23 protein-coding genes and 2 pseudogenes are annotated in these 24,153 nt (G+C 65.5%); 16 read left to right on the plus strand and 9 right to left on the minus strand.

The genetic code is table 11. From position 1 onward, the window contains the following. Nucleotides 1-6: 6 nt before the first annotated feature. Together pnp and rpsO are read right to left on the minus strand one after the other, a co-directional pair. Complete coding sequence (gene pnp / locus AB4850_RS27785; RefSeq protein ID WP_414442646.1) at nucleotides 7-2,145, minus strand: polyribonucleotide nucleotidyltransferase; 2,139 nt, start codon at nucleotides 2,143-2,145, stop codon at nucleotides 7-9. A 320-nt stretch (nucleotides 2,146-2,465) separates the two neighbouring features. Next, a complete protein-coding gene (gene rpsO / locus AB4850_RS27790; protein WP_414442647.1) occupies nucleotides 2,466-2,735 on the minus strand; it encodes a 30S ribosomal protein S15 in 270 nt (89 codons plus the stop codon). A 214-nt stretch (nucleotides 2,736-2,949) separates the two neighbouring features. Here rpsO and AB4850_RS27795 point away from each other — a divergent pair, with 214 nt between their 5' ends. The 4 genes from AB4850_RS27795 (at nucleotide 2,950) to AB4850_RS27810 (ending at nucleotide 6,398) form a co-directional block, all read left to right on the plus strand. Then, on the plus strand, nucleotides 2,950-3,198 hold the full coding sequence (locus tag AB4850_RS27795) for a hypothetical protein (RefSeq protein WP_414442648.1): 249 nt from the start codon (nucleotides 2,950-2,952) through the stop codon (nucleotides 3,196-3,198). Between the two features lie 33 nt (nucleotides 3,199-3,231). Then, nucleotides 3,232-3,732, plus strand: a complete 501-nt coding sequence (locus AB4850_RS27800; protein WP_414442649.1) for a hypothetical protein — start codon at nucleotides 3,232-3,234, stop codon at nucleotides 3,730-3,732. A gap of 403 nt (nucleotides 3,733-4,135) precedes the next feature. Continuing rightward, nucleotides 4,136-4,795 carry a carbonic anhydrase gene (locus tag AB4850_RS27805; protein WP_414442650.1) on the plus strand — a complete coding sequence of 220 codons (660 nt, stop codon included), beginning with the start codon at nucleotides 4,136-4,138 and terminating at the stop codon, nucleotides 4,793-4,795. Nucleotides 4,796-4,862: 67 nt separating this feature from the next. After that, the gene (locus AB4850_RS27810) at nucleotides 4,863-6,398 is read left to right on the plus strand and encodes a SulP family inorganic anion transporter (RefSeq protein WP_414445629.1); all 1,536 of its coding nucleotides are present in this window, start codon (nucleotides 4,863-4,865) and stop codon (nucleotides 6,396-6,398) included. A gap of 123 nt (nucleotides 6,399-6,521) precedes the next feature. Here the strand turns inward: AB4850_RS27810 and AB4850_RS27815 are convergent, their stop codons facing one another. The 6 genes from AB4850_RS27815 to AB4850_RS27840 all read right to left on the minus strand — a co-directional run bounded on the left by AB4850_RS27815 (nucleotide 6,522) and on the right by AB4850_RS27840 (nucleotide 13,514). Next, the gene (locus tag AB4850_RS27815; RefSeq protein WP_414442651.1) at nucleotides 6,522-8,063 is read right to left on the minus strand and encodes a 2-isopropylmalate synthase; all 1,542 of its coding nucleotides are present in this window, start codon (nucleotides 8,061-8,063) and stop codon (nucleotides 6,522-6,524) included. A 325-nt stretch (nucleotides 8,064-8,388) separates the two neighbouring features. Next, on the minus strand, nucleotides 8,389-9,255 hold the full coding sequence (pssA, locus tag AB4850_RS27820) for a CDP-diacylglycerol--serine O-phosphatidyltransferase (RefSeq protein WP_414442652.1): 867 nt from the start codon (nucleotides 9,253-9,255) through the stop codon (nucleotides 8,389-8,391). Nucleotides 9,256-9,270: 15 nt separating this feature from the next. After that, nucleotides 9,271-9,915: a phosphatidylserine decarboxylase gene (locus AB4850_RS27825; protein ID WP_414442653.1), complete on the minus strand. Its 645-nt coding sequence runs from the start codon at nucleotides 9,913-9,915 to the stop codon at nucleotides 9,271-9,273. Nucleotides 9,916-10,033: 118 nt separating this feature from the next. Beyond that, nucleotides 10,034-11,050: a ketol-acid reductoisomerase gene (gene ilvC, locus AB4850_RS27830; protein ID WP_414442654.1), complete on the minus strand. Its 1,017-nt coding sequence runs from the start codon at nucleotides 11,048-11,050 to the stop codon at nucleotides 10,034-10,036. Nucleotides 11,051-11,140: 90 nt separating this feature from the next. After that, the gene (gene ilvN, locus AB4850_RS27835; RefSeq protein ID WP_013698880.1) at nucleotides 11,141-11,632 is read right to left on the minus strand and encodes an acetolactate synthase small subunit; all 492 of its coding nucleotides are present in this window, start codon (nucleotides 11,630-11,632) and stop codon (nucleotides 11,141-11,143) included. Between the two features lie 118 nt (nucleotides 11,633-11,750). After that, nucleotides 11,751-13,514 (minus strand): acetolactate synthase 3 catalytic subunit, encoded by a 1,764-nt coding sequence (locus AB4850_RS27840; protein ID WP_414442655.1) that lies wholly within the window; start codon nucleotides 13,512-13,514, stop codon nucleotides 11,751-11,753. Between the two features lie 345 nt (nucleotides 13,515-13,859). On the opposite strand from AB4850_RS27840, the gene AB4850_RS27845 reads away from it, so the two are divergent. The 12 genes and pseudogenes from AB4850_RS27845 to AB4850_RS27900 all read left to right on the plus strand — a co-directional run bounded on the left by AB4850_RS27845 (nucleotide 13,860) and on the right by AB4850_RS27900 (nucleotide 23,642). Next, complete coding sequence (locus AB4850_RS27845) at nucleotides 13,860-14,423, plus strand: RNA polymerase sigma factor (protein ID WP_414442656.1); 564 nt, start codon at nucleotides 13,860-13,862, stop codon at nucleotides 14,421-14,423. Further along, entirely contained in the window at nucleotides 14,420-14,848 is a 429-nt protein-coding gene (locus tag AB4850_RS27850) for a DUF3619 family protein (protein WP_414442657.1), read from the plus strand. Before AB4850_RS27845 ends, AB4850_RS27850 begins: the two co-directional genes overlap by 4 nt. Before the next feature lie 29 nt (nucleotides 14,849-14,877). Then, nucleotides 14,878-15,657 carry a DUF3106 domain-containing protein gene (locus AB4850_RS27855; RefSeq protein ID WP_414442658.1) on the plus strand — a complete coding sequence of 260 codons (780 nt, stop codon included), beginning with the start codon at nucleotides 14,878-14,880 and terminating at the stop codon, nucleotides 15,655-15,657. Nucleotides 15,658-15,680: 23 nt separating this feature from the next. Beyond that, on the plus strand, nucleotides 15,681-16,169 hold the full coding sequence (locus AB4850_RS27860; RefSeq protein WP_414442659.1) for an RDD family protein: 489 nt from the start codon (nucleotides 15,681-15,683) through the stop codon (nucleotides 16,167-16,169). 250 nt (nucleotides 16,170-16,419) lie between these two features. After that, nucleotides 16,420-16,567 (plus strand): annotated as a pseudogene (locus tag AB4850_RS27865) (UDP-2,3-diacylglucosamine diphosphatase); the annotation flags it as partial. 62 nt (nucleotides 16,568-16,629) lie between these two features. After that, nucleotides 16,630-17,406 (plus strand): annotated as a pseudogene (locus tag AB4850_RS27870) (UDP-2,3-diacylglucosamine diphosphatase); the annotation flags it as partial. Between the two features lie 43 nt (nucleotides 17,407-17,449). Beyond that, nucleotides 17,450-18,484, plus strand: coding sequence for a glycosyltransferase family 4 protein (locus AB4850_RS27875; protein WP_414442660.1), 1,035 nt, complete (start codon nucleotides 17,450-17,452; stop codon nucleotides 18,482-18,484). A gap of 8 nt (nucleotides 18,485-18,492) precedes the next feature. Next, on the plus strand, nucleotides 18,493-19,050 hold the full coding sequence (locus AB4850_RS27880; RefSeq protein ID WP_414442661.1) for a diacylglycerol kinase: 558 nt from the start codon (nucleotides 18,493-18,495) through the stop codon (nucleotides 19,048-19,050). Nucleotides 19,051-19,265: 215 nt separating this feature from the next. Further along, nucleotides 19,266-19,979: a TetR/AcrR family transcriptional regulator gene (locus tag AB4850_RS27885; protein WP_414442662.1), complete on the plus strand. Its 714-nt coding sequence runs from the start codon at nucleotides 19,266-19,268 to the stop codon at nucleotides 19,977-19,979. Continuing rightward, nucleotides 19,976-20,560, plus strand: a complete 585-nt coding sequence (locus AB4850_RS27890; RefSeq protein ID WP_414442663.1) for a TIGR00730 family Rossman fold protein — start codon at nucleotides 19,976-19,978, stop codon at nucleotides 20,558-20,560. The genes AB4850_RS27885 and AB4850_RS27890 overlap by 4 nt, the downstream gene beginning before the upstream one ends. Nucleotides 20,561-20,702: 142 nt before the next feature. After that, entirely contained in the window at nucleotides 20,703-21,461 is a 759-nt protein-coding gene (locus AB4850_RS27895) for an SDR family oxidoreductase (protein ID WP_414442664.1), read from the plus strand. 321 nt (nucleotides 21,462-21,782) lie between these two features. Further along, the gene (locus tag AB4850_RS27900) at nucleotides 21,783-23,642 is read left to right on the plus strand and encodes an ArnT family glycosyltransferase (protein ID WP_414442665.1); all 1,860 of its coding nucleotides are present in this window, start codon (nucleotides 21,783-21,785) and stop codon (nucleotides 23,640-23,642) included. An 84-nt stretch (nucleotides 23,643-23,726) separates the two neighbouring features. On the opposite strand, the gene AB4850_RS27905 is transcribed toward AB4850_RS27900, so the two are convergent. Beyond that, nucleotides 23,727-24,143, minus strand: coding sequence for a group II truncated hemoglobin (locus tag AB4850_RS27905; RefSeq protein WP_414442666.1), 417 nt, complete (start codon nucleotides 24,141-24,143; stop codon nucleotides 23,727-23,729). Nucleotides 24,144-24,153 lie beyond the last annotated feature (10 nt).

A 24,153-nucleotide genomic window follows, 5' to 3' on the forward strand; every position in this document is an offset into this window, starting at 1 on the left:
TTACGCTTACTGCTGCGGTGCGTCGCCCGGTTGCCCTGCTTCGTTCAGCAGTGCCTTGGCCGACAGGCGCACACGGCCCTTCTCGTCCACCTGGATGACCTTGACCTTCACGACCTGGCCTTCCTTCAGGTAGTCGTTGATGTCCTTCACACGCTCGTTGACGATTTCCGAGATGTGCAGCAGGCCATCCTTGCCCGGCAGCAGGTTCACGATCGCGCCGAAATCGAGGAGCTTGAGCACCGCGCCTTCGTAGACCTGACCGATTTCGATTTCAGCCGTGATCTGCTCGATGCGCTTCTTCGCCTCGGCCATGCCTTCGCTGCTCGTGCTCGCGATGGTCACGACACCGTCGTCGGAGATGTCGATCGTCGTGCCCGTTTCTTCGGTCAGCGCGCGGATCACCGAACCGCCCTTGCCGATCACGTCGCGGATCTTTTCCGGGTTGATCTTGACGGTGATCATGCGCGGTGCGAACTCGGACAGCTGCGTGTTCACGCCCGACACGGCTTCCTTCATCTTGCCGAGGATGTGCAGACGGCCTTCCTTGGCCTGGGCCAGTGCGACCTGCATGATTTCCTTCGTGATGCCCTGGATCTTGATGTCCATCTGCAGGGCCGTCACGCCAGCTTCCGTGCCCGCCACCTTGAAGTCCATGTCGCCGAGGTGATCTTCATCGCCGAGGATGTCGGTCAGCACCGCGAACTTGTTGTCTTCGAGGATCAGGCCCATGGCGATGCCGGCGACGTGCGCCTTCATCGGCACGCCGGCGTCCATCAGCGCCAGGCAGCCGCCGCAGACCGAAGCCATCGACGACGAGCCGTTCGATTCGGTGATTTCCGACACGACGCGGATCGAGTAGCCGAATTCCTCGGCGCTCGGCAGGCAGGCGACCAGCGCGCGCTTCGCGAGGCGGCCGTGGCCGATTTCACGACGCTTCGGCGAGCCGACGCGGCCCGTTTCGCCGGTGGCGAACGGGGGCATGTTGTAGTGAAGCATGAAGCGCTCGCGGTATTCGCCTTCGAGCGCGTCGATGATCTGCTCGTCGCCCTTGGTGCCGAGCGTGGCCACCACCAGCGCCTGCGTTTCGCCGCGCGTGAACAGCGCCGAACCGTGGGTGCGCGGCAGCACGCCGCTGCGGATTTCGATCGGACGGACCGTGCGCGTGTCGCGGCCGTCGATACGCGGCTCGCCGTTCAGGATCTGCGAACGGACGATCTTCGCTTCGATGTCGAACAGCACGTTGCCGACCGTGGCCTTGTCGGCCGCCGTCGTGCCGGCTGCGGCCGCTTCGGCTTCGAGCTTGGCCGAGGTGGCGGCGTAGACTTCCTTCAGCTTGGCCGAACGGGCCTGCTTGTCGCGGATCTGGTAGGCGGCCAGCAGGTCGCCTTGTGCCGCTGCCGTGACGGAGGCGATCAGTGCCTCGTCCTTCGGCGCCGGCTGCCAGTTCCACTCGGGCTTGCCGCCTTCGCGCACCAGTTCGTGGATCGCATCGATCGCCGTTTGCATCTGTTCGTGACCGAACACCACGGCGCCGAGCATCACGTCTTCCGGCAGTTGATCGGCTTCCGATTCGACCATCAGCACGGCACGTTCCGTACCGGCGACGACCAGATCCAGGTTCGACGCCTTCAGTTGCTCGCGCGTCGGGTTCAGGACGTACTGCTCATTGATGTAGGCCACGCGCGCGGCGCCGACCGGGCCATTGAACGGCAGGCCCGACACGGCCAGCGCAGCCGACGCGCCGATCAGCGCGGGGATGTCGGCCGGCACTTCCGGGTTGATCGACAGAACGTGGATCACGACCTGGACTTCGTTGTAGAAGCCTTCCGGGAACAGCGGGCGCAGCGGGCGGTCGATCAGGCGCGAGGTCAGCGTCTCGTGCTCCGACGGACGGCCTTCACGGCGGAAGAAGCCGCCCGGGATCTTGCCGGCGGAATAGGTTTTTTCGAGGTAGTCGACGGTCAGCGGGAAGAAATCCTGGCCCGGCTTGGCCGACTTGGCGCCCACGACGGTCGCCAGCACCACAGTGTCTTCGACGTCGACGATCACGGCGCCGCTCGCCTGACGGGCGACTTCGCCCGTTTCAAGACGAACCTTGTGCTGGCCCCACTGGAATTCCTTCACGACTTTGTTGAACAGAGACATGGTCGATCCTTGATTTGTTCATTGATGGCATGCGCCGCGCGAGATTGCGAACCGCGTGCGCGGCGGCGGTGCGGCCCGGCATGACGGGACGGAGGTGTGTTTTTTATGCCATTCCAGTGCGCGACTGGCGCGTGACGGCAACCGCCGCACTGGAATGACACAAAGCTCCACCCGGCGACCAGGCCGGCGGGCGGCGCGTCCGGATTCCGGACGGGCGCCCTCGGTACAGACAACGGCGAATCGTGACGTACCGCTGAAAAACAAAATGCCTGTATCAGCGGACTGACACAGGCATTTGCGAGAGGCGAACGTCGCCCCGCTTACTTACGCAGACCCAGCTTCTCGATCAGCGCGCGATAGCGGTCGGCATCCTTGCCCTTCAGGTAGTCGAGCAGCTTGCGGCGGCGGCTCACCATGCGCAGCAGGCCGCGGCGGCTGTGGTGATCCTTGGCGTGCGACTTGAAGTGACCCGTCAGCTCGATGATGCGCGCGGTCAGCAGCGCAACCTGAACTTCGGGCGAACCCGTGTCGTTGGCGCCACGCGCGAAATTAGCAACAACTTCCGACTTCTTGATATCTGCAACCGACATGTGATTTCCTTTCTAGCGAACAGGCGGACACGGAAGAATGGCCGTGCCGTGACGGCTGTCATAATTGACAACCGGCGGGCATTGTAGCACAAGTCATTTGCCCGCCTAAGCTGCCTGCCAGAAGGCGCCGTTCGGCATGCCGCCGAGGCAGTTCGATGAGCGTCACCGGCAGCGCCAGCACGGGTCGGAACCAGGGCCGGCATGGTCGAAGCGCATGATCGCGGTGCCCGGCATCGCCAACGGGCCGAACCTGCGCTCGATCAATCAGCGCGATGCGCACCGGCTCGGCAACACGATCCTGCCCGCCCAGGGTGGCCGGCATGAACGCCATGCAGGCGGCAGCGAGGCGTTTCCAGCGGAACCGGCATGGCGTTCCTTACAGGCAGAATTCAGAACCCGAATCATACCGGAGCCGCACGCCAGGCTCCCGCGCGCGACGCGTGACTTGATACCCGAGCGGTGATACAACAGCGCATCGCATCCGACGGAGATCCGCATGTTTCGACGACTTCCCGTAGTGCTTGCCGTGGCGGCCACCCTGCTGGCTGGCTGCGCGCAACCGTGGCAGCGCTATCAGGCGGGAGAAGATCAGTCGGCGCTGATCGCCCGGCTCGGTCCGCCGGGCGAGATCTACGACCTGCCCGACGGCGGCAAGCGCCTGATGTGGCCGACCCAGCCGATGGGCGAGACCACCACCGCCGCCGACGTCGACGCGGCCGGCAAGGTGCGCAGCATGCGCCAGGTGCTGCAACCGAACGAGTTCTATCGCGCCGAGATCGGCAAGTGGAAGAAGGCCGACGTGCTGGTCAATTTCGGCCGCCCCGAGGAAACCGCGTACTTCCCGCTGATGAAGCGCGAAGTGTGGACGTACCGCTATCTCGAGGACAACGTCTGGTACATGTTGTACAGCTTCTATTTCGACGACCAGGGCATCCTGCGCCTCACGCAGAAGACGCCCGACCCGCTGCACGATCCCGATCGTCGCGTGGCGTTCTGAGCGGCACCCGAAAACTTTCAAAATACTGTCATTGTCGACAGGATCGATTCAGGCCATTTCAGCCAACCGGCGAAATGGCCTTTTTTATTGATTCCTTCATATCGCAATGAAATCGGAAAAATAATCTTTAAGTTATCAAACCAATTCGTAGCTTTTTCCGCTCATATCCCTTGATGGGCGGCACTTTCATCGATATGCCCTGCACCATCCATCAGCCATTTCTTTTCCAAAATGGTGCAAAGCGTATTCTCATTTCCGTAATTTGAAACAGAATGTTTCAGCCCCGCCTCGCATCCAGATAAACCCCTAATATTCCTTCCAACTAGCTTTCAATCCGGAAAGCGCGGCCGAACGTGTTGCCTCCCGCACCGTTCATATCTTGCCTATTTGAATAGGATTCCTGATGAATCACGCCAAAAGCCTGCTCGCCGCCAACGTCGCCTGGGCGCGGGAAACCGCCGAGCGCGTACCCGGCTTCTTCGATGCGTTGTCGCAGGGACAAAACCCCCGCGTGCTGTGGCTCGGCTGCTCCGACAGCCGCGTGCCCGCCGAATCGATCACGCACAGTGCGCCGGGCGAGTTGTTCGTCCACCGCAACATCGCCAACCTGTTCCACCCCGACGACGACAACAGCGTCAGCGTGCTCGAATACGCGGTGCGCGTGCTGAAGGTGGATCACGTGATCGTTTGCGGCCACTACGGCTGCGGCGGTGTGCGCGCCTCGCTGCTGCCGCCGCCGGCCGATCTGCCGCACGTCGCGCGCCGCATCGCGCCGCTCTGCGCGTTGGCGGCACGGCACCGCAGTTCGCTCGATGCGCTGCCGGCCGATACGGCCGCGAACCGGCTCGCCGAACTGAACGTGCTGGAGCAGGTGCAACGCCTGCGCGAACACCCGATCGTGCGCGACAGCACGTCCGCACCGCTCGTGCACGGCTGGATCTTCTCGTTGTCGGACGGCCTGCTGAACGTGTTGTCGTCGGGCTACGAGCCGTCGGACACCACGTCGGCCCAAGCAATCGAACCCACCGAATTCGCCAATCCCGGCTCGCTGAAGGCCGCCTGAATCCGGCGCGGGCCGGGTTCTCGCCCCGGCCCGCGCGCCCGCCCTCTCGCTCTCCCATCCGATCCCCATCATGAATCTACGCAACGTCTTCTCCACGTTCCCGCGCGACTTCGTCGCCGGCACCGTCGTGTTTCTCGTCGCGTTGCCGCTGTGTCTCGGCATTGCCAACGCGTCGGGCGTCGAACCGTTCGCGGGCCTGATTTCGGGCATCGTCGGCGGCCTGGTGGTCGCGTTCCTGAGCGGCTCGCCGCTGTCCGTCAGCGGGCCGGCAGCCGGCCTGGTGGTGATCGTCATCGACGGCATCGCCCAGCTCGGCAGCTTTCCGGCCTTCCTGCTCGCCGTGGTGCTGTCGGGCCTGTTGCAGCTCGGCCTCGGCATGCTGCGCGCGGGCCAGTTGGCGGCCTACGTGCCCTCGCCCGTCATCAAGGGCATGCTGGCCGCGATCGGCCTGCTGCTGATCGTCAAGCAGGTGCCGTTCGCGCTCGGCCTGCGCGGCGGTACGGCCGCGTTCAGCGCCCATGCGATCGGCGCGGCCGTCATCGCGGTCGCCTCGCTGGCACTGCTGATCGCCTGGGATCTGCCCGCACTGCGCCGCTTCGCGCTGGTGCGCAACGTGCCGGCGCCGCTCGTGGTGGTGGCGATCGGCATCGCCGCGACGCTCGCGCTCAATACGCTGCTGCCCGGTTTCGCGCCGCCTGCCGAGCACCGCGTCGCCCTGCCCGCGCTCGATTCGCTGGCCTCGCTCGGGGGCGCCCTGCAGGCCGCGGAATTCGGCCCGCACTTCGCGCAGCTGTGGAACCCGGACGTCTGGCGCGTGGCGATCACGCTCGCGATCGTCGCCAGCCTCGAAACGCTGCTGTCGCTCGAAGCGGTCGAACAGATCGATCCGAAACGCCGCCCGCCGCTGCCGAATCGCGAGCTGAAGGCGCAGGGCGTGGGCAACCTGGTGGCCGGCGCGTTCGGCGGCCTGCCGATCACCTCGGTGATCGTGCGCAGCTCGGTGAACGTGCATGCGGGCGCACAAAGCCGGATCTCGGCCGTGGTGCATGGCGTGCTGCTGCTCGTCAGCGTGTTCCTGCTGACCGAGCTGATCAACCTGATCCCGCTGGCCACGCTCGCCGCGATCCTGATCCACACCGGCTTCAAGCTCGCCAAGCCGAAGCTGTTCCAGGCCGTCGCGAAGCAGGGGCCGGCCGCCTTCATTCCGTTCGTCGCGACGATCGCCGGCGTGCTCGCGGTGGACCTGCTGTTCGGCATCGCGCTCGGCATCGTGATCAGCGTGCTGGCGGTGGCGCTGGCGAACCTGCGCAGCCCGGCCACGCTTGCGCAGCACGACGATCACTACCTGCTGACGTTCCGCAAGGACGTGTCGTTTCTCGGCAAGGTGCAGGTCAAGCATTACCTGCGTCAGATTCCGGACCGCGCCATCGTGATCATCGACGCCACGCGCGCCGACACGATCGACCATGACGTACGCGACCTGATCGATGCATTCATCGCCGATGCGCCAGCGCGCGAGATCCTGGTCGACTACCGGCAGCCGATGCGCGCCAACGCCAACCGTTGGTCGTTCTCGACGCTGCGCAATCCGGGCAGCATGTAATCGATCGCAGCCCCGGCGCAATCGGCCGTCGCAATGAAAAACGCCCCGCGAGCCATCAGGCCTCGCGGGGCGTTTTTCATGCATAGTCCAGGCTTGCGCCAGCCTCGCGGGCCGGCCCCGGGATCACGAACGTTGCGGATTGAGCTTGTCGACGTCCGAATACAGCTTGTTCAGCGCCGACAGATAGGCCTTGGCCGAGGCCGCGACGATATCGGGATCGGTGCCGACGCCGTTGACGATCCGGCCGCTCTTCGACAGCCGCACCGTGACTTCGCCCTGCGCCTGCGTGCCGGTGGTGATCGCGTTGACCGAGTACAGCAGCAGCTCGGAGCCGCTGCCGACTTCGGTTTCGATGGCGTTGAGCACCGCGTCCACCGGCCCGTTGCCATGCGCCTCGCCCGTCACTTCGCCGCCGGCCACCGAGAACACGACCTTCGCGTGCGGCTGCTCGCCCGTTTCCGAGCGCTGCGACAGCGACACGAACTTGTAGTGCTCGCGCTCGACCACGGCGGCTTCTTCCGAGACGATCGCGATGATGTCCTCGTCGAAAATCTCCGCCTTGCGGTCGGCCAGATCCTTGAAGCGCGTGAACGCGGCGTTCAGTTCGGTTTCGCTGTCGAGCGCGACGCCCAGCTCCTGCAGGCGCTGCTTGAAGGCGTTGCGGCCCGAGAGCTTGCCGAGCACGATCTTGTTCGCGCTCCAGCCCACGTCTTCCGCGCGCATGATTTCATAGGTGTCGCGCGCCTTCAGCACGCCGTCCTGGTGAATGCCCGAGGCGTGCGCAAACGCGTTGGCGCCGACCACGGCCTTGTTCGGCTGCACCACGAACCCGGTGATCTGCGAGACGAGCTTCGACGCCGGCACGATCTGCGTGGTGTCGAGGCCGACGTCGAGGCCGAAGTAATCCTTGCGCGTCTTCAGGGCCATGACGATTTCCTCGAGCGAGGTATTGCCCGCCCGCTCGCCGAGACCATTGATCGTGCACTCGACCTGGCGCGCGCCGCCGATCTGCACGCCGGCCAGCGAGTTCGCCACGGCCATGCCCAGATCGTTGTGGCAATGGACCGAGAACACCGCCTTGTCCGAATTCGGGATGCGCTCGCGCAACGTCTTGACCAGGTTGCCGTACAGCTCCGGCACGCCGTAGCCGACCGTGTCGGCGATGTTGATGGTGGTCGCGCCTTCGGCGATCACGGCTTCCAGCACGCGGCACAGGAAATCCATGTCCGAGCGGCTGCCGTCTTCGGGCGAGAACTCGACGTTGTCGGTGAACTTGCGCGCGAAACGCACGGCCAGGCGCGCCTGCTCGAACACCTGATCCGGCGTCATCCGGAGCTTCTTCTCCATGTGCAGCGGCGAGGTGGCGATGAAGGTGTGGATCCGGAAGCTGTTGGCCGGCTTCAGTGCATCGGCGGCACGCTGGATGTCCTTGTCGTTGGCACGCGCCAGCGAGCAGATCGTGCTGTCCTTCACGAGCCCCGCGATCGTGTGGATCGCATCGAAATCGCCGTTCGAGCTGGCCGCGAAGCCGGCTTCGATCACGTCGACCTTCATCCGTTCGAGTTGCTTGGCGATACGGATTTTTTCTTCCTTCGTCATCGACGCACCGGGCGATTGTTCGCCGTCACGCAAGGTCGTGTCGAAAATGATCAGCTTGTCTGTCATGGGGAGGCTCCAGGGGAATTTTGTAGGTGAACCAGAAAACGATGGAGTTCGCGCCACCGCTGGCGACGCTCTACAACAGACGAGGCTTGACGGAGGGCGAAACCGATCAGCGCGGCAGGCGCGCTAGCGCTAGTGCGCGTAGGGGCGCACCGGCTTGAAGGCGGGAGAGGCGGGAAAATGCGGTCATGGCGGTGAATATAGCGGCATTCGGGCAGGCGTGCAATCGGGCCGCGCACCGGGCCGGCCGGGCCATAAAAAACGGCGACCGATGAAGGTCGCCGTTTTTGCGGTGCGTGGCTACGAGTACAAAGCCGAGAAATCGGCCTCAGTGCTCGCGCTGCGACGATCTGGCCGGATTGGCCCGGCCGCGGATCGCCATATAGCCCCAGAACACATAACCGGACAGCCCGTAGAGCACGAACAGCCCGAACAGCATCAGCGGTGGATCGGACGACACCAGCACGAAGGCCACCACCACCAGCAGGATCGCCGCGAACGGCACGCGGTGCCGCACGTCGAGCGCCTTGCCGCTGTAGAACGGCGCGTTCGACACCATCGTCACGCCCGCGTAGATCGTCAGCACGAACGCCACCCACGGCAGCCAGCCGAGCTTGAGCGGCACGCGGTTGTCGGTCGCCAGCCAGACGAAGCCGGCGATCAGCGCCGCGGCAGCCGGGCTCGGCAGCCCCTGGAAGAAGCGCTTGTCGACCGAACCGATGTTGGTGTTGAAGCGCGCGAGCCGCAGCGCCGCGCCCGAACAGTAGACGAACGCGGCGAGCCAGCCCCAACGGCCGAGATCCTTGAGCACCCACTCGTACATCACGAGCGCCGGCGCGACGCCGAACGAAACCATGTCGGACAGGCTGTCGAACTGCTCGCCGAACGCGCTTTGGGTATGCGTCATGCGGGCGACGCGGCCGTCCATGCCGTCGAGCACCATCGCCACGAAGATCGCGATCGCGGCGATCTCGAAGCGCACGTTCATCGCCTGCACGACAGCGAAGAAACCGCAGAACAGCGCGGCCGTGGTGAACGCGTTCGGCAGCAGGTAGATGCCGCGCGTGCGCAGGAACTGCTGACGCGCGGCGCGACGCGGTTCGGCGCCGGCATCGGTGCCGATCACCTTGTTGTGCCGGAACGAGCGCGGCAGGGATTTGCCGTTGCGCGGCCGGCGGGGTTTGAATGCTGCCATCGAGCCTCCTGCCGCTTACTGCGGCAATTCAGCAAGAATCGTCGACGATGCGGAGACCTTTTCACCGATCGTCACGCGCGCGCGGCTGCCGACCGGCAGATACACGTCCACACGCGAACCGAAGCGGATGAAGCCGTAGCGCTGGCCGCGCGTGAGCGGCTCGCCGCTGCGCACGTAGCAAAGAATGCGCCGCGCCACGAGGCCGGCGATCTGCACCGAGGTGACGATATGGTTGCTGCCGGTATGGATCACGACCGCATTGCGCTCGTTCTCGGTGGACGCCTTGTCGATCGCCGCGTTCAGAAACGCGCCGGGGAAATACTCGACCTTGGTGATCGCGCCATCCACGGGCGAGCGCTGCGAGTGCACGTTGAACACGTTCATGAACACGCTGATCTTCAGCGCTTCGCGGTTCGCGTACGGGTCGTGCGCGGTTTCCACCGCAACGATGCGACCGTCGGCGGGGCACAGCACGGCGTTGGCCTGGGTGGGAATGGGGCGCGCCGGGTCGCGGAAGAACTGCACCACGAAGGCGAGCAGCAGCCAGAACGGCCAGGCAAGGCCAAACCCGGCGACTGCATGGATCAGCAGCGCGACGACGGCAGCGATTGCGATGAACGGCCAGCCTTCGCGCGCAATGATCGGATGAGGGTAGTTCATGGTGACGTTCGGTGAATAGCAAAGCCCGTAGCATAACAAAAGCCGCCCTCGGCACTGCGGCCTTCGGGCGGCTTTTCGGAGCGGACCCCGAAAACCGGGGCCGTCATTCGGCGAACGCTTAGTTCTTCGACTGGTCGACCAGCTTGTTCTTCGCGATCCACGGCATCATCGCGCGCAGCTTCGAGCCGACTTGCTCGATCTGGTGCTCGGCCGTCAGGCGGCGGCGCGATTGCAGCGTCGGTGCGCCTGCCTTGTTTTCGAGGATGAAGCTCTTGGCGTACTCGCCCGTCTGGATGTCCGTCAGGACAGCCTTCATCGCCTTCTTGGTTTCTTCCGTGACGATGCGCGGGCCCGTCACGTATTCACCGTACTCGGCGTTGTTCGAGATCGAGTAGTTCATGTTCGCGATGCCGCCTTCGTAGATCAGGTCGACGATCAGCTTCAGTTCGTGCAGGCACTCGAAGTAGGCCATTTCCGGCGCGTAACCGGCTTCGACCAGCGTTTCGAAACCGGCCTTGATCAGGTCGACCGTACCGCCGCACAGCACGGCTTGTTCGCCGAACAGATCGGTTTCGGTTTCTTCGCGGAAGTTCGTTTCGATGATGCCGGCACGGCCGCCGCCGTTCGCTGCCGCGTACGACAGCGCGACGTCGCGCGCTGCGCCCGACTTGTCCTGGTGAACGGCGATCAGGTGCGGCACGCCGCCACCTTGCGAGTACGTGCCGCGAACCGTGTGGCCCGGTGCCTTCGGCGCGATCATGATCACGTCGAGGTCGGCGCGCGGGATCACCTGGCCGTAGTGGACGTTGAAGCCGTGTGCGAAGGCCAGTGCGGCGCCTTGCTTGGCGTTGGCGTGCACTTCGTTCGCGTACACCTCGGCGATCTGCTCGTCCGGCAGCAGCATCATGACGACGTCGGCGCCCTTCACCGCTTCGGCGACTTCCTTGACCGTCAGGCCGGCGTTCTCGGCCTTGCTCCACGACGCGCCATTCTTGCGCAGGCCGACCGTCACGTTCACGCCGCTTTCCTTCAGGTTCAGCGCGTGAGCATGGCCTTGCGAGCCATAACCGATGATCGTGACTTGCTTGCCCTTGATGAGGGAGAGGTCAGCGTCCTTGTCGTAGAAAACTTTCATGATCATTCCTTCGCAAATTCAGTGAGTTCGTTCAATGGGTACTGCTACCGGGGCATGACGGCGCACCCGGCTCCGTTCGATACGGCGGCGTCAAACCTTCAGGATGCGCTCGCCGCGACCGATGCCCGAGCTGCCGGTCCGCACGGTTTCGAGAATCGCGCCGGCGTCCAGCCCCTGGATGAATGCGTCGAGCTTGTCGCTCGCGCCCGTCAATTCAATGGTGTAGGTCTTTTCGGTCACGTCAATGATGCGACCGCGGAAAATATCCGCCATCCGCTTCATTTCTTCGCGTTCCTTGCCTACTGCCCGCACCTTGATCAGCATCAACTCGCGCTCGATATGCGCGCCGTCGGTCAGGTCCACGACCTTCACCACCTCGATCAGGCGGTTCAGATGCTTCGTGATCTGTTCGATCACGTCGTCGGAGCCGATGGATACGATGGTCAGACGCGACAGCGAATTGTCTTCGGTCGGCGCCACCGTCAAGGTTTCAATGTTGTAGCCACGTGCCGAGAACAGGCCGACCACGCGCGAAAGCGCGCCCGGTTCGTTTTCCAGCAGCACGGAAATGATGTGTCGCATGTTCGCTTCTTCCCGATGAGATCTCGACTAATCCAGTTCGAATGCACGTTGTGCGCCGCCCGGCGCCGCCCGCTCTTCATGGAAGCGGGGGCACGGGGCGCGACGCACCAACGCGCCGTTACAGATCTTCCGATCCGAGCAGCATCTCGGTGATGCCCTTGCCGGCCTGAACCATCGGCCAGACGTTCTCGGTCGGATCGGTCTGGAAGTCGAGAAACACGGTGCGATCCTTCAGACGCAGCGCTTCCTTCAGCGCCGGCTCCACATCGGACGATTTTTCGATCCGCATCCCGACGTGGCCGAACGCTTCGGCGAGCTTCACGAAATCGGGCAGCGCATCCATATAGGAATGGGAATAGCGCTTGCTGTATTCGATCTGCTGCCACTGGCGAACCATGCCGAGGTAGCGGTTGTTGAGCGAGATGATCTTGACGGGCGTGTCGTACTGCTTGCAGGTCGACAGCTCCTGGATGCACATCTGGATCGATCCTTCGCCCGTGATGCACACCACGTCGTCGTCGGGGTGGGCCATCTTGACGCCCATCGCGGCCGGCAGGCCGAAGCCCATCGTGCCGAGACCGCCCGAGTTGATCCAGCGACGCGGCTTGTCGAAGCGGTAGAACTGCGCGGCCCACATCTGATGCTGGCCGACGTCCGAGCACACGAACGCTTCGCCCTTGGTCAGCTTCCACAGCGTCTCGACCACATGCTGCGGCTTGATGATTTCGCTTTCACGGTCGAACTTCAGGCAATCCTTCGAGCGCCAGCCCTCGATGTCCTTCCACCATTGCGCGAGCGCTTCGGTGTCCGGGCCATGCTCGGCCGTCTGCAATTGCTCGATCAGTTCCTTCAGCACTTCCTTGACGTCGCCGACGATCGGGATGTCGACCTTGACGCGCTTGCTGATCGACGACGGATCGATGTCGATGTGGACGATCTTGCGCGGGCGCGACGCGAAGTGCGCCGGATCGCCGATCACGCGGTCGTCGAAACGCGCGCCGATCGCGATCAGCACGTCGCAGTGCTGCATCGCCATGTTCGCTTCGTAGGTGCCGTGCATGCCGAGCATGCCGAGGAACTTCGAATCGGAGGCGCGATAACCGCCCAGGCCCATCAGCGTATTCGTGACCGGGTAGCCGAGCAGGTCGGCGAACTGGTTCAGCTCGCGCGCCGCATCGGCCAGGATGATGCCGCCGCCCGTATAGATATACGGACGCTTGGCCGACAGCAGCAGCGAGACGGCCTTGCGGATCTGGCCCGAATGGCCCTTGGTGACCGGGTTGTACGAGCGCAGCGACACGCTCTTGACCGGCACGTACTCGCACGGCGTTTTCGACACGTCCTTCGGAATGTCGATCAACACCGGGCCGGGCCGGCCGGTACGTGCGATGAAGAACGCCTTCTTGACCGTTTCGGCCAGGTCGCGCACGTCCTTCACGAGGAAATTGTGTTTGACGCAGGGGCGCGTGATACCGACCGTGTCGCATTCCTGGAACGCGTCCAGGCCGATTGCGCCGGTGGGCACCTGCCCGCTGATCACCACGAGCGGGATCGAATCCATGTAGGCGGTGGCGATGCCGGTGACGGCATTCGTGACGCCCGGGCCGGACGTGACGAGACACACGCCGACGTTGCCCGTCGAACGCGCATACGCATCCGCCGCGTGCACTGCCGCCTGTTCGTGGCGCACGAGCACGTGCTGGATCGTTTCCTGCTTGTAGAGTTCGTCGTAGATGTAGAGAACCGAGCCGCCGGGGTAGCCCCAGATGAATTCGACGTTCTCGTCGGCCAGTGCCTGCATGAGCACGGTGGCGCCGATCGAGTCGCTCGACGGGGCTGGAATGGGTTCCGACGTGGAGAATTCCGCGCTGGGCATGTTCATATCGACCTTTCGAATTTTCGGAAAAAAATTGATCGGGTGCTCTCTGCCGAACTTGTGATCCGGGTTCAAGCGGCGCGTCCAGTTGACAAGCTGGCTTCTTGGGCCAACTTCAATTGAGACCATCACTTATATTGCGAACCAGCGACGATATAGTGTCGGCGTCAAGCGGTCAAGAAAAAAATCCCCGGTGTGGCGAGCGGCCCGGCGAGCACCGCCGTGCAGGCACCCTCGCCTGCTGCTGCGACGCCACGCGAGGTGCCGGCCGGCACGAAAATTTGTTAGCATCCGCCCCGTTTACGAAATTTTTCGTCCTACCGCCCCTTCGAGCGCAGACCTTTTCCCGGAATGGCATCAGACAAGGAACTCGCCGATTTTCTGACGAGCGTCGAACGGCGCGCGTTCAAGCAGGCCGCCTACGCCGTGCGCGACGACGACGCATCGCTCGACATCGTGCAGGATGCGATGATCCGGCTTGCGGAGAAGTACGGCGACCGGCCCCCGGCCGAACTGCCCCTGCTGTTTCAGCGGATCCTGCAGAACGCGATCCACGATTACTTCCGCCGCCAAAAGGTCCGCAACACCTGGGTCAGCCTCTTCTCGTCGCTCGGCAGCGGCGACGACGAGGATTTCGACCCGCTCGAAACGCTCGACACGGCCGACAATGGCAACGGTATCGAAAGCAGCGAAACCCGCCTCGAACGGGAGCAGGTGCTCACGCTGATCGACGCCGAAATCCGCAAGCTTCCGGCACGTCAACGGGAAGCCTTCCTGATGCGTTATTGGGAGGATATGGATGTCGCCGAAACAGCCGCCGCCATGGGTTGTTCCGAAGGCAGCGTCAAGACGCACTGCTCACGGGCCACGCACGCATTGGCACAAGCGCTCAAGGCCAAAGGAATCACGCTATGAGCTTCGCTCCCGAACAGAAAGAATTCGAATTTGCCCTGAAGATCCGCCGCGCACTGGACGAGCGCGCAGCGGATCTGCCCCCGTCCGCCACCGACCGCCTGGCCGTGGCGCGGCGAGCCGCGCTCGCGCGCAAGAAACCCGACCCCGGCCTCGTGCTGGTGCCGGCGCTCGCGGGCAACATGGCAGGCGGCGTCGGCCTGCTGCCCGGCCCGGCCGCCCGGCCGCCGGCCTCGCTCGCACGGCGGCTGGTGCGCGCCGTGCCGCTGCTGGTGCTGCTGGCCGGCATCGTCGGCATCGCGTACTGGGAAAATCTGGAGCATACGGCGGAGCTGGCCGACATCGACGCGGCCATGCTGAACGATGACCTGCCGCTCAATGCGTACCTCGACCACGGGTTCAACGCCTATTTGTCGCACACGCGCTGAGCGCAACCAGATACAGAAGGACGCACGGGGTGATTCACAAACGCGGACTGGCGATATTTTTCGGGAGCGCGATCGCGCTCGTGGTTGCTTACGCGGCCACCTACACGCGTTTCGATGATCAACCGGCCGCAGCCGCCGGCCCCACGGCCGCCGCGGCCGCAACCGCCACCAGTGCTCCGGCGGCGACCCAGCCGGTCGTCAGCCTGTCGCTGCCGAATGCTTTCCCCACGCTGGCCCCCGCCGCGAATCCGCTGTCGTGGGCGCGGCTGTCGCCGCAGCAGCATGAGGCGCTGGCTCCGGTCGGTCGCCTGTGGGACAGCTTCAGCGACGCACGCAAGCGCCGTTGGCTCAAAATCGCCGCGCGTTACCCGAAAATGTCGGCCGAAGAGCAAAAACGCCTGCATGAACGGATGGCCCAATGGGCCAACCTCACGCAGGAAGAGCGGCGCGTCGCGCGGGAAAACTATCAGGTGTCGAAGGATCTCTCCGCGCAAGCGCGCGAGCGCGCCTGGAGGGATTACCAGAAGCTGACGCCCGAGCAGAAGGCCCGGCTGGCCGCGGCGGAGCGCCATCGCCGCACCGTGGTCAGCGCACCGCCGTCGGGCAAGAGCGACCGCGACATCAACCGCCTCGTCAACGCACACGATCATCCGGCCAACGCGCCGCTGACGCCGATCGCTCCGGCCGCCGAGCCGGGTGCGACGGCCAGCGCCGCCATGCCGACCGCAGCCGCCTCGGGCACCCAGCAGCCGCCCGCGCCGCTGCCCGTCTCGCCGGCCGACGCGCCGTCGATCTTCAAGGGATCGTGAGCGCCGCGCCGGCCGCACCCGCCATGGATGCAGCCGGCGCCCGTCCGAGCGTGGGCCGCCGTCTCGCCGCGCTCGTCTACGAAGGCGTGCTGCTGTTCGGCATCGTGTTTTTCGCCGCGCTCGCCTTCGCGCTCGTGCTCCAGCAGCGCAACGGCCTCGTCCATCACCAACTGCTCGCCATGTGGATCGCCGTCGTGGTCGGCGCGTATTTCGTCTGGTTCTGGACTCACGGCGGCCAGACCTTGCCGATGAAGACCTGGCGGCTGCGTCTGGTCACCGCGCACGGCACGCCGCTGACGGTGCCGCGCGCCGTGTTCCGCTACCTGCTCGGCTGGCTCTGGTTCCTGCCGCCGCTCGCGCTCCATCCGCTGGCGGGCTTCGCCGTGCCCGTCACGCTGGCCATCACGGCCGCCTGGATCGTGCTGTGGGCGCTTACCGCGCGCCTCGATCCGGCGCGGCAGTTCCCGCACGACCGGCTGGCGGGCACCCGCATCGTGTTCGTGCCGCGCTGATTCCGGCGCCGACTTCGCGCATCGCCCACCTCCCCGCCGCTCCCAACCCTTACCGGCTTCAATCGTCCGATCAATCGGCCTTGGCGCGCACGACTGTCGCAAAGATGCATCACGCACCCGACGGCCTTTTTCGCCGGCCGCCCGCCTCGCGGCCACGCTCGCCCCACGCGCCGCGCGGGCCGCGCCGAGGCGAGGTTTGCACCGCCGACCGACCGTAATAAGAACATCCCGTGACTGTCACGGCGAAGTCATCGACGCATGGCGCAATGCCGGTTATCCAACACGGCGCGAGTCATGCATGGGCCTCAAAACGTCCGCGACTACCTTCTTCCAAGATCCGGCCGGCGCACGCGCGACGGCCGCGGCCTTCCTCTCCGGCGCGGCCGACGACGACACCCCGGTCGAATCGCCGCCATGGTCGGCCGCCTCCGGCCACCAAGAAGACGCCGATGGCCCGGCGAACCGCTACCGCACGATCTGGATCTCGGACATCCACCTGGGCACGAGCGGCTGCCAGGCGAACTACCTGCTCGATTTCCTGCGGCACAACGATTCCGAATACCTGTACCTGGTCGGCGACATCATCGACGGCTGGCAACTGAAGAAGGGCTGGTACTGGCCGCAGGCGCACAACGACGTGGTGCAGAAGATCATGCGCAAGGCGCGCAAGGGCACCCAGGTCGTGTATATCCCCGGCAATCACGACGAAGCGGCGCGCCAGTTCTGCGACCTCGCGTTCGGCGAGATCCAGGTGCGCGGCGAGGCGTTCCACACCACGCTGGCCGGCAAGCGCCTGTGGATCGTCCACGGCGACCTGTTCGACGGCGTGATCCAGCACGCCAAATGGCTCGCCTATCTCGGCGACAGCGCCTACACGCTGATCCTGCTGCTGAACCGCTGGTTCAACCGCGTGCGCAGCCGGCTCGGCTTCCAGTACTGGTCGCTGTCGCAATACCTGAAGCACCAGGTCAAGAACGCCGTGAACTTCATCTCGTCGTTCGAGAACGCGATGACCGACGAAGCGCGCCGCCGCGGCTGCGACGGCGTGGTCTGCGGGCACATCCACAAGGCCGAGATCCGCGACATCGACGGCGTGCTGTATTGCAACGACGGCGACTGGGTCGAAAGCCTGTCCGCGCTCGTCGAAACGATGGAAGGCGAGTTGAAGATCGTCTACTGGACGGTGATGCAATCGCCGCCCGTCACCACCTCGCGCAAGGCCAAGGCCACCGCGTGAGCCCCCTGCCTCGCCGCATCCCGCACCCTACAGGACTGCCAGCATGAAGATCATGATCGTCACCGATGCATGGGAACCGCAAGTCAACGGCGTCGTGCGCACCTTGAAGAGCACCTCGCGCGAACTGACGGCGCTCGGCCACCAGGTCGCATTGCTGACGCCGCTCGAGTTCCGCACCATCCCGTGTCCGACGTATCCCGAGATCCGCCTGTCGCTGTTCCCGTACGGCAAGCTGCGCGCGCGCGTCGACGCGTTCGCCCCGGACGCGCTGCACATCGCCACCGAAGGCCCGCTCGGCATGGCCGCGCGCCGCTATGCGCGCGCCCACAAGCTGCCGTTCACGACCGCCTATCACACGCGCTTTCCGGAATACGTGCAGGCGCGCTTCGGCTTTCCGCTGTCGGCCACCTACCGCTTCCTGCGCTGGTTCCACGGCGCGTCGCTCGCCGTGATGGCGCCGACGCCGGTGGTCAAGCAGGATCTCGAAGCGTTCGGCTTTACCAACGTGGTGCTGTGGACGCGCGGCGTCGATCTCGACATCTTCGAGCCGAAGGAATCGAAGGTGCTGAACACGGCGCGCCCGATCTTCCTGTACGTGGGGCGCGTGGCGATCGAGAAGAACGTCGAGGCGTTCCTGAAGCTCGACCTGCCCGGCTCGAAATGGGTGGCGGGCGAAGGCCCCGCGCTTGCCGAACTGAAATCACGCTATCCTGAGGCGAATTATCTTGGCGTGCTGTCGCAGGCGGAGCTCGCCAAGGTTTATGCGGCGGCCGATGTGTTCGTGTTCCCGAGCAAGACCGATACGTTCGGGCTGGTGCTGCTCGAAGCGCTGGCCTGCGGCACGCCGGTGGCCGCGTATCCGGTCACGGGCCCGGTCGACGTGCTCGGCGGCGGCGCTGCCGGTGCGATGAACGAGGATCTGCGCGAGGCCTGCCTCGATGCGCTGAAGATCGATCGCGAAACCGCGCGCGCCTGGGCCGAGCGCTTCTCGTGGCGCGCCGCGTCCGAACAGTTCGCCTCGCACCTGAAGCCGCTGCAAAAACCCGCCAGCCCCCAACCTGAAGGCGCCGCCGTTTGAAACCTGCCATGCGCGCGAAAGCGCCCGCTCCGTCACCGTCGCCACTGCGGCGGCCCGCGTTGAACGCGGCCGCCGCGGCACGCGATCCGCATGCCGATAACGATTCCCACGATGCGCATGACGGCCGCGACGCGCACGAGCCGCTCGGCACCGACGACCCGCTCGCGCCGCTGCCGCCGAACCCGTACAAGGGCAATCGCGGGCTGACGCGCGCCTGGTACGCGCTCAAGCATTCGGTCAACGGCTTCCAGGTGGCGATCCGCGAGGAGAGCGCGTTTCGTCAGGAATTGACGCTCGCGGCGATCCTCGTGCCGCTCGGCCTGTTCATGCCGGTGGATGCGGTATCGCACGCGCTGCTGATCGGTTCGGTGCTGCTGGTGCTGATCGTCGAACTGCTGAACTCCAGCGTGGAAGCGGCGATCGACCGGATTTCGCTGGAGCGCCACGAGCTGTCGAAGCGCGCCAAGGATCTCGGCAGCGCGGCCGTGACGGTCGCGCTGGTGGCCTGCCTCGCGACCTGGGGCTTCATCCTTTGGCCGCTCATGAAGCGCTGGACCGGCCACTGATACCGGCGTTCGCGCCCTGCCAACCGCGCCGATCGACCAACGATCGGCGCGGAAATTTGCCATTGTTCCAGCGTTGCGACGAAATGCGCCGGAAAAGCGAACGACCGTTTATAATCGTCCGATAGTCTCGAAAGACAAGCTAACCCGAGCCGGACGAAGCCGCCGCATCCTCATGCCGCGCCCGCTCGTCCGGCACATTCAGGGCCGGACGACACATGGAAGCGAAACCTCCCCGCCGCACGCGTGAACGGATCCTCGAGCTGTCGTTGAAGCTGTTCAACGAAATCGGCGAACCGAACGTCACCACCACCACGATCGCCGAGGAAATGGAAATCAGTCCAGGCAACCTGTACTACCATTTCCGCAACAAGGACGACATCATCAACAGCATCTTCGCCCAGTTCGAGCAGCAGATCGAACGGCGACTGCGCTTTCCCGAAGATCACCGTCCGACCATCGACGAAACCTGGTCGTATCTGCAATACATGGCCGATTTCATGTGGACCTACCGGTTCCTGTATCGCGACCTGAACGACCTGCTCGCCCGCAACCGCACGCTCGAAACCCACTTCAAGCAGATCATCAGCCACAAGGTGCGCTTCGCGCACGACATGTGCGATCTGCTGGTGTCCGACGACGAACTGGTGGCCACGCCGGCCGAGATCGACGTGATCGCTACCAACATGGGCGTGATCTCCACCTACTGGCTCTCGTACCAGTACGTCATGCATCCGCGCAAATACAACGACCAGGATGCGATCCGCGACGAACTCCATCAGGTCAGCATGCACGTGATCTCGGTGATGGCGCCGTATCTGCGCGGCCGCTCACGGCAGATCTTCGATGATCTGGTGTCGGGCAAGCTGCCCAAGCGCGAATTCCACGATTTCCTGCCGCCGCGCGGCGCACCGAAGGAAGTGAAATCATGAAATCGGTGTGCGTGTATTGCGGTTCGTCGCCGGGCGTGCGCCCGGTATATGCCGAGGCGGCGCGCGGGTTCGGCCGTGCGCTGGCCGACGCCGATCTGACGCTCGTGTACGGCGGCGGCCGGGTCGGCCTGATGGGGATCGTCGCCGATGCGGTGCTGGCCGCCGGCGGCCGTGCGGTCGGCGTGATCCCGAAGCTGCTGCTCGACAAGGAAGTCGGCCACGTCGGCCTGACCGAATTGCACGTGGTGCCCGACATGCATCATCGCAAGAAGATGATGGCCGACCTCAGCGATGCGTTCGTCGCGATGCCGGGCGGCGCGGGCACGCTCGAGGAATTCTTCGAGGTCTATACCTGGGCGCAGCTCGGCTATCACCGCAAGCCGGTGGCGCTGCTGAACGTCGAGGGCTTCTACGATCCGCTGGTCGCGATGCTGCGCCATACGGTGGACGAGGGTTTCATGGCCAATACCTACGTCGAATCGCTGTGCGTCGACGCCACGGCCGACGGCATGCTCGATCAGTTGCGCCGCTACGTGCCGCCGCTGCGCGACAAGTGGACGCCGGTGGCCGACGCGCCCTGAGCCGGCTTCGATCCGATCCCGCGAGGCCGGCGCCGCACCGCGCCGGCCTCGTTCGCTTTATCCTCCTGCTTTCCTGTCGCCCCCCCTGCGGTTCGCCGCCGTGACGTCGCGCGCCGATCCGCCCATCACGGAGCCGCCTGTCATGTCCGATTCGAAACATCCTGTCGTCCTCATCACCGGCGCGAGCCGCGGCATCGGCGCGGCCACGGCGCGGCTCGCCGCCGCACGCGGCTGGGCCGTCGGCATCAATTACGCACGCGATGCGGCGGCGGCCGACGCGCTCGCGGGCGAGATCCGCGGCCAAGGCGGCCACGCCGTGACGATACAAGGCGACGTGGCCGCCGAAGCGGACGTGATCGCGATGTTCGACACCGTCGAGCGCGAGCTCGGCCCGCTCGACGCGCTCGTCAACAACGCCGGCATCGTCGCGCCGCCGCTGCCGCTGGCCGACATGGACCTGGCGCGGCTCACCCGCCTGTTCGACGTCAACGTGCTGGGCGCCTACCTGTGCGCGCGGGAAGCGGCGCGGCGCCTGCCGACCAACCGGGGCGGGCGCGGCGGCGCGATCGTCAACGTGTCGTCGCTGGCGGCGCGGCTCGGCTCGCCGAACGAATACGTCGATTACGCCGGCTCGAAGGGCGCGATCGACACGCTCACGCTCGGCCTGGCGAAGGAACTGGCGCCGCACGGGGTGCGCGTCAACGCGGTGCGGCCCGGCCTGATCGATACCGAGATCCATGCCAGCGGCGGACAACCCGATCGCGCCGAGCGGCTCGGCGCGCAGACGCCGATCGGCCGCCCGGGGCGCGCCGACGAGGTGGCCGAAGCCATCGTCTGGCTGCTCGGCAGCGCCGCCTCTTATGTGACCGGCACGCTGGTCGACGTCGGCGGCGGACGCTAACCCACATACCGGGCCGGCGCCCGCCGAAAGCGGGTTCCGCAGCCCAATCATCAGACCTCGCCCGCTCCCCGCCCTTCCGGGCCGGCGTTTTTTGCCACGCTTGTGTCGCAAAAGCTACACCCGCAAACGTACAAATCACAAAACGACACACACGCCAAAAAAACTCACAGAACGGCCATAGTTTTCGTAACAGGCCGTAATAAAAACGTGCTTAACTAGCGTCCATCGCGGTCCTTCACTGCGGCAATCGCCCCCCCACGGCAGCGTTAATCATCCGGCCGAAGCAGCCGGCCGACCCACCGACTTTTGAGACGTTTTTCGATGCAGGGACCTACTGCTCCCGGCGGCCCGCGCTCGTCCGCACGTGCCCCGATCCGTCATGTCGCGCTCCATCAGGGGGCGTCGCAAGCCGCCAATGCCGCCGCGCTGGGCGGCAGCCTGCCGTTGCCGGGCGACGCCGCGCATGCCGGCGCCTGGCCGAGCGGGTTCGCGCGCGCGAACTGGCGCGTCTGGCTGCTGGTGATCGCGATCGCCTGTGCCTATCTGCTGCCGGGCGTGGTCGGTCACGACCCGTGGAAGCAGGACGAAACCTATACGTTCGGCATCATCCAGCACATGCTGGACACCGGCGACCTGGTGGTGCCCACCAATGCCGGCCAGCCGTTCCTCGAAAAACCGCCAATCTACGACTGGACGGCCGCCGCCTTCGCCTGGCTGTTCGGCCGCTACCTTCCGCTGCATGATGCGGCGCGTCTCGCGAGCGCCCTGTTCGCCGCGCTCGCGTTCGGCTTCACCGCGCGCGCCGCCCGCATCGCCACGCGCGCGCCGCGCTGGCTCGACCTGCGCGTGATCGGCCCGGTCGCGTTGTGCGCGGGCACGCTGGTGGTGGTCAAGCATGTCCACGACATGATGACCGACGTGGCGCTGATGGCCGGCGCGGCGATCGCCTTCTCGTCGCTGCTCGAACTCGTGACCGAGCGCGTCGCGGGCCGGCCCGCCAGCCGCTTCGCCGCGCCGGGCTTCGGCGCGGGCGTGGGCATCGCGCTGCTGGCCAAGGGGTTGTTCGTGCCGCTCGTGTTCGGCGCGACGCTCACGCTCGTGCTCGCGCTGTATCCGGCCTGCCGCAGCCGCGCGTTCTTCCGCTCGCTCGGCGTGGCCGCGCTGGTGCTGGCGCCGTTCGCGCTGATCTGGCCGACCGCGCTGTTCCTGCGCTCCGAAACGCTGTTCATGACCTGGTTCTGGGACAACAACGTCGGCCGCTTCTTCGGCTTTTCGGTGCCCAACCTCGGCGCCGAAAACGACAAGCCGCTGTTCATCTGGCGAGCGCTGCTGACGGTCGGCTTCCCGGTCGGCCCGCTGGCCGCCTATGCGCTGCTCGCGGGCCGCTGGCGCGCGTGGCGCGACCCGGCGGTGACGCTGCCCGCGCTGTTCGGCGGCATCGGCATGATGGTGTTGCAGATGTCGGCCACCTCGCGCGAGCTGTACATCCTGCCGTTCATCGCCCCGCTGGCCCTGCTCGCGGCCGCCGCGCCCGAGCGCATGCCGCTGCGCGCCGCGATGCTGTGGGATTACGCGAGCCGGCTGCTGTTCGGCTGTGTCGGCATCTATGCCTGGTATGTCTGGTCGATCATGACGTCGGCGCATGCCTCGCGCGCGTCGATCCACTGGCTCGGCCGCTGGTTGCCGCTCGACTGGACCGCGCCGCTGGACCTCGGGTTCGCCGCGGCCGGGCTGGTGCTGACGATCGGCTGGCTGTGGGTGCTGCCGTGGCTGCGCACCACCGGCAGGTGGCGCGGCGCGCTGTCGTGGGCGGCCGGCGTGGTGCTGGTCTGGGGGCTGATCTTCACGCTGCTGCTGCCGTGGCTCGACGTGGCCAAGAGTTACCGCTCGGTGTTTCTCGATCTCGACGCGCATCTGGCCGAGCAATGGAACGAAGGCGACTGCATGGCCAGCCTCGGGCTCGGCGAATCGGAAGCGCCGATGCTGCAATACTTCACCGGCATCGAACATCGCCCGACCGCCAATCCGGCCAGCACGAAGTGCACGTGGATGATCGTGCAGGGCCTGCGCGCCGTGACGCCGAAGATCGACGACGAGTGGGACCTGTACTGGACAGGCGCTCGGCCCGGCGACAACGAAGAACTGCTGCGCGTATACGTTCGCACGCCGGACGACAACTGACACCAGGTTCGCGCAAGCGAGAAAAAGGGCGCCGGGCTGCTTGCCTGGCGCCCTTTTTCGTTGAGCGATGCCGTGCCTTCGGTATCAACCGGGCCGGTTGCGCATCCAGTCGGCCGTATCGTAGAACGACACCATGAGCCGCTCGCGCAGCGCCGCGTCGAGGCCGATGTCCTCCATCGCCCAGGCCATGCAGCGCAGCCATTGATCGCGCTCCGGGCTGCCGATCGGGAACGGCAGGTGCCGCGCGCGCAGCCGCGGATGCCCGAAGCGGCTCACGTAGTGATCGGGGCCGCCGAGCCAGCCGCACAGGAACCAGAAGGTCTTGTCGCGCGAGCCGTCGAGCGAATCGGGGTGCAGCGCGCGAATGCCCGCGAACTCCGGTTCGAGATCCATCAGGTCGTAGAAGCGGTCGATCAGCTCGCGCACGCGCGCCTCGCCGCCCACCAGCTCGAATGCGCTCGGCTTGGCCTGCGCGCCGTCATCGGTTACATCGTCGGTCATACGGAAATCC

This window comes from Burkholderia sp. 22PA0106 (assembly GCF_047497155.1).
GTDB lineage: Bacteria > Pseudomonadota > Gammaproteobacteria > Burkholderiales > Burkholderiaceae > Burkholderia.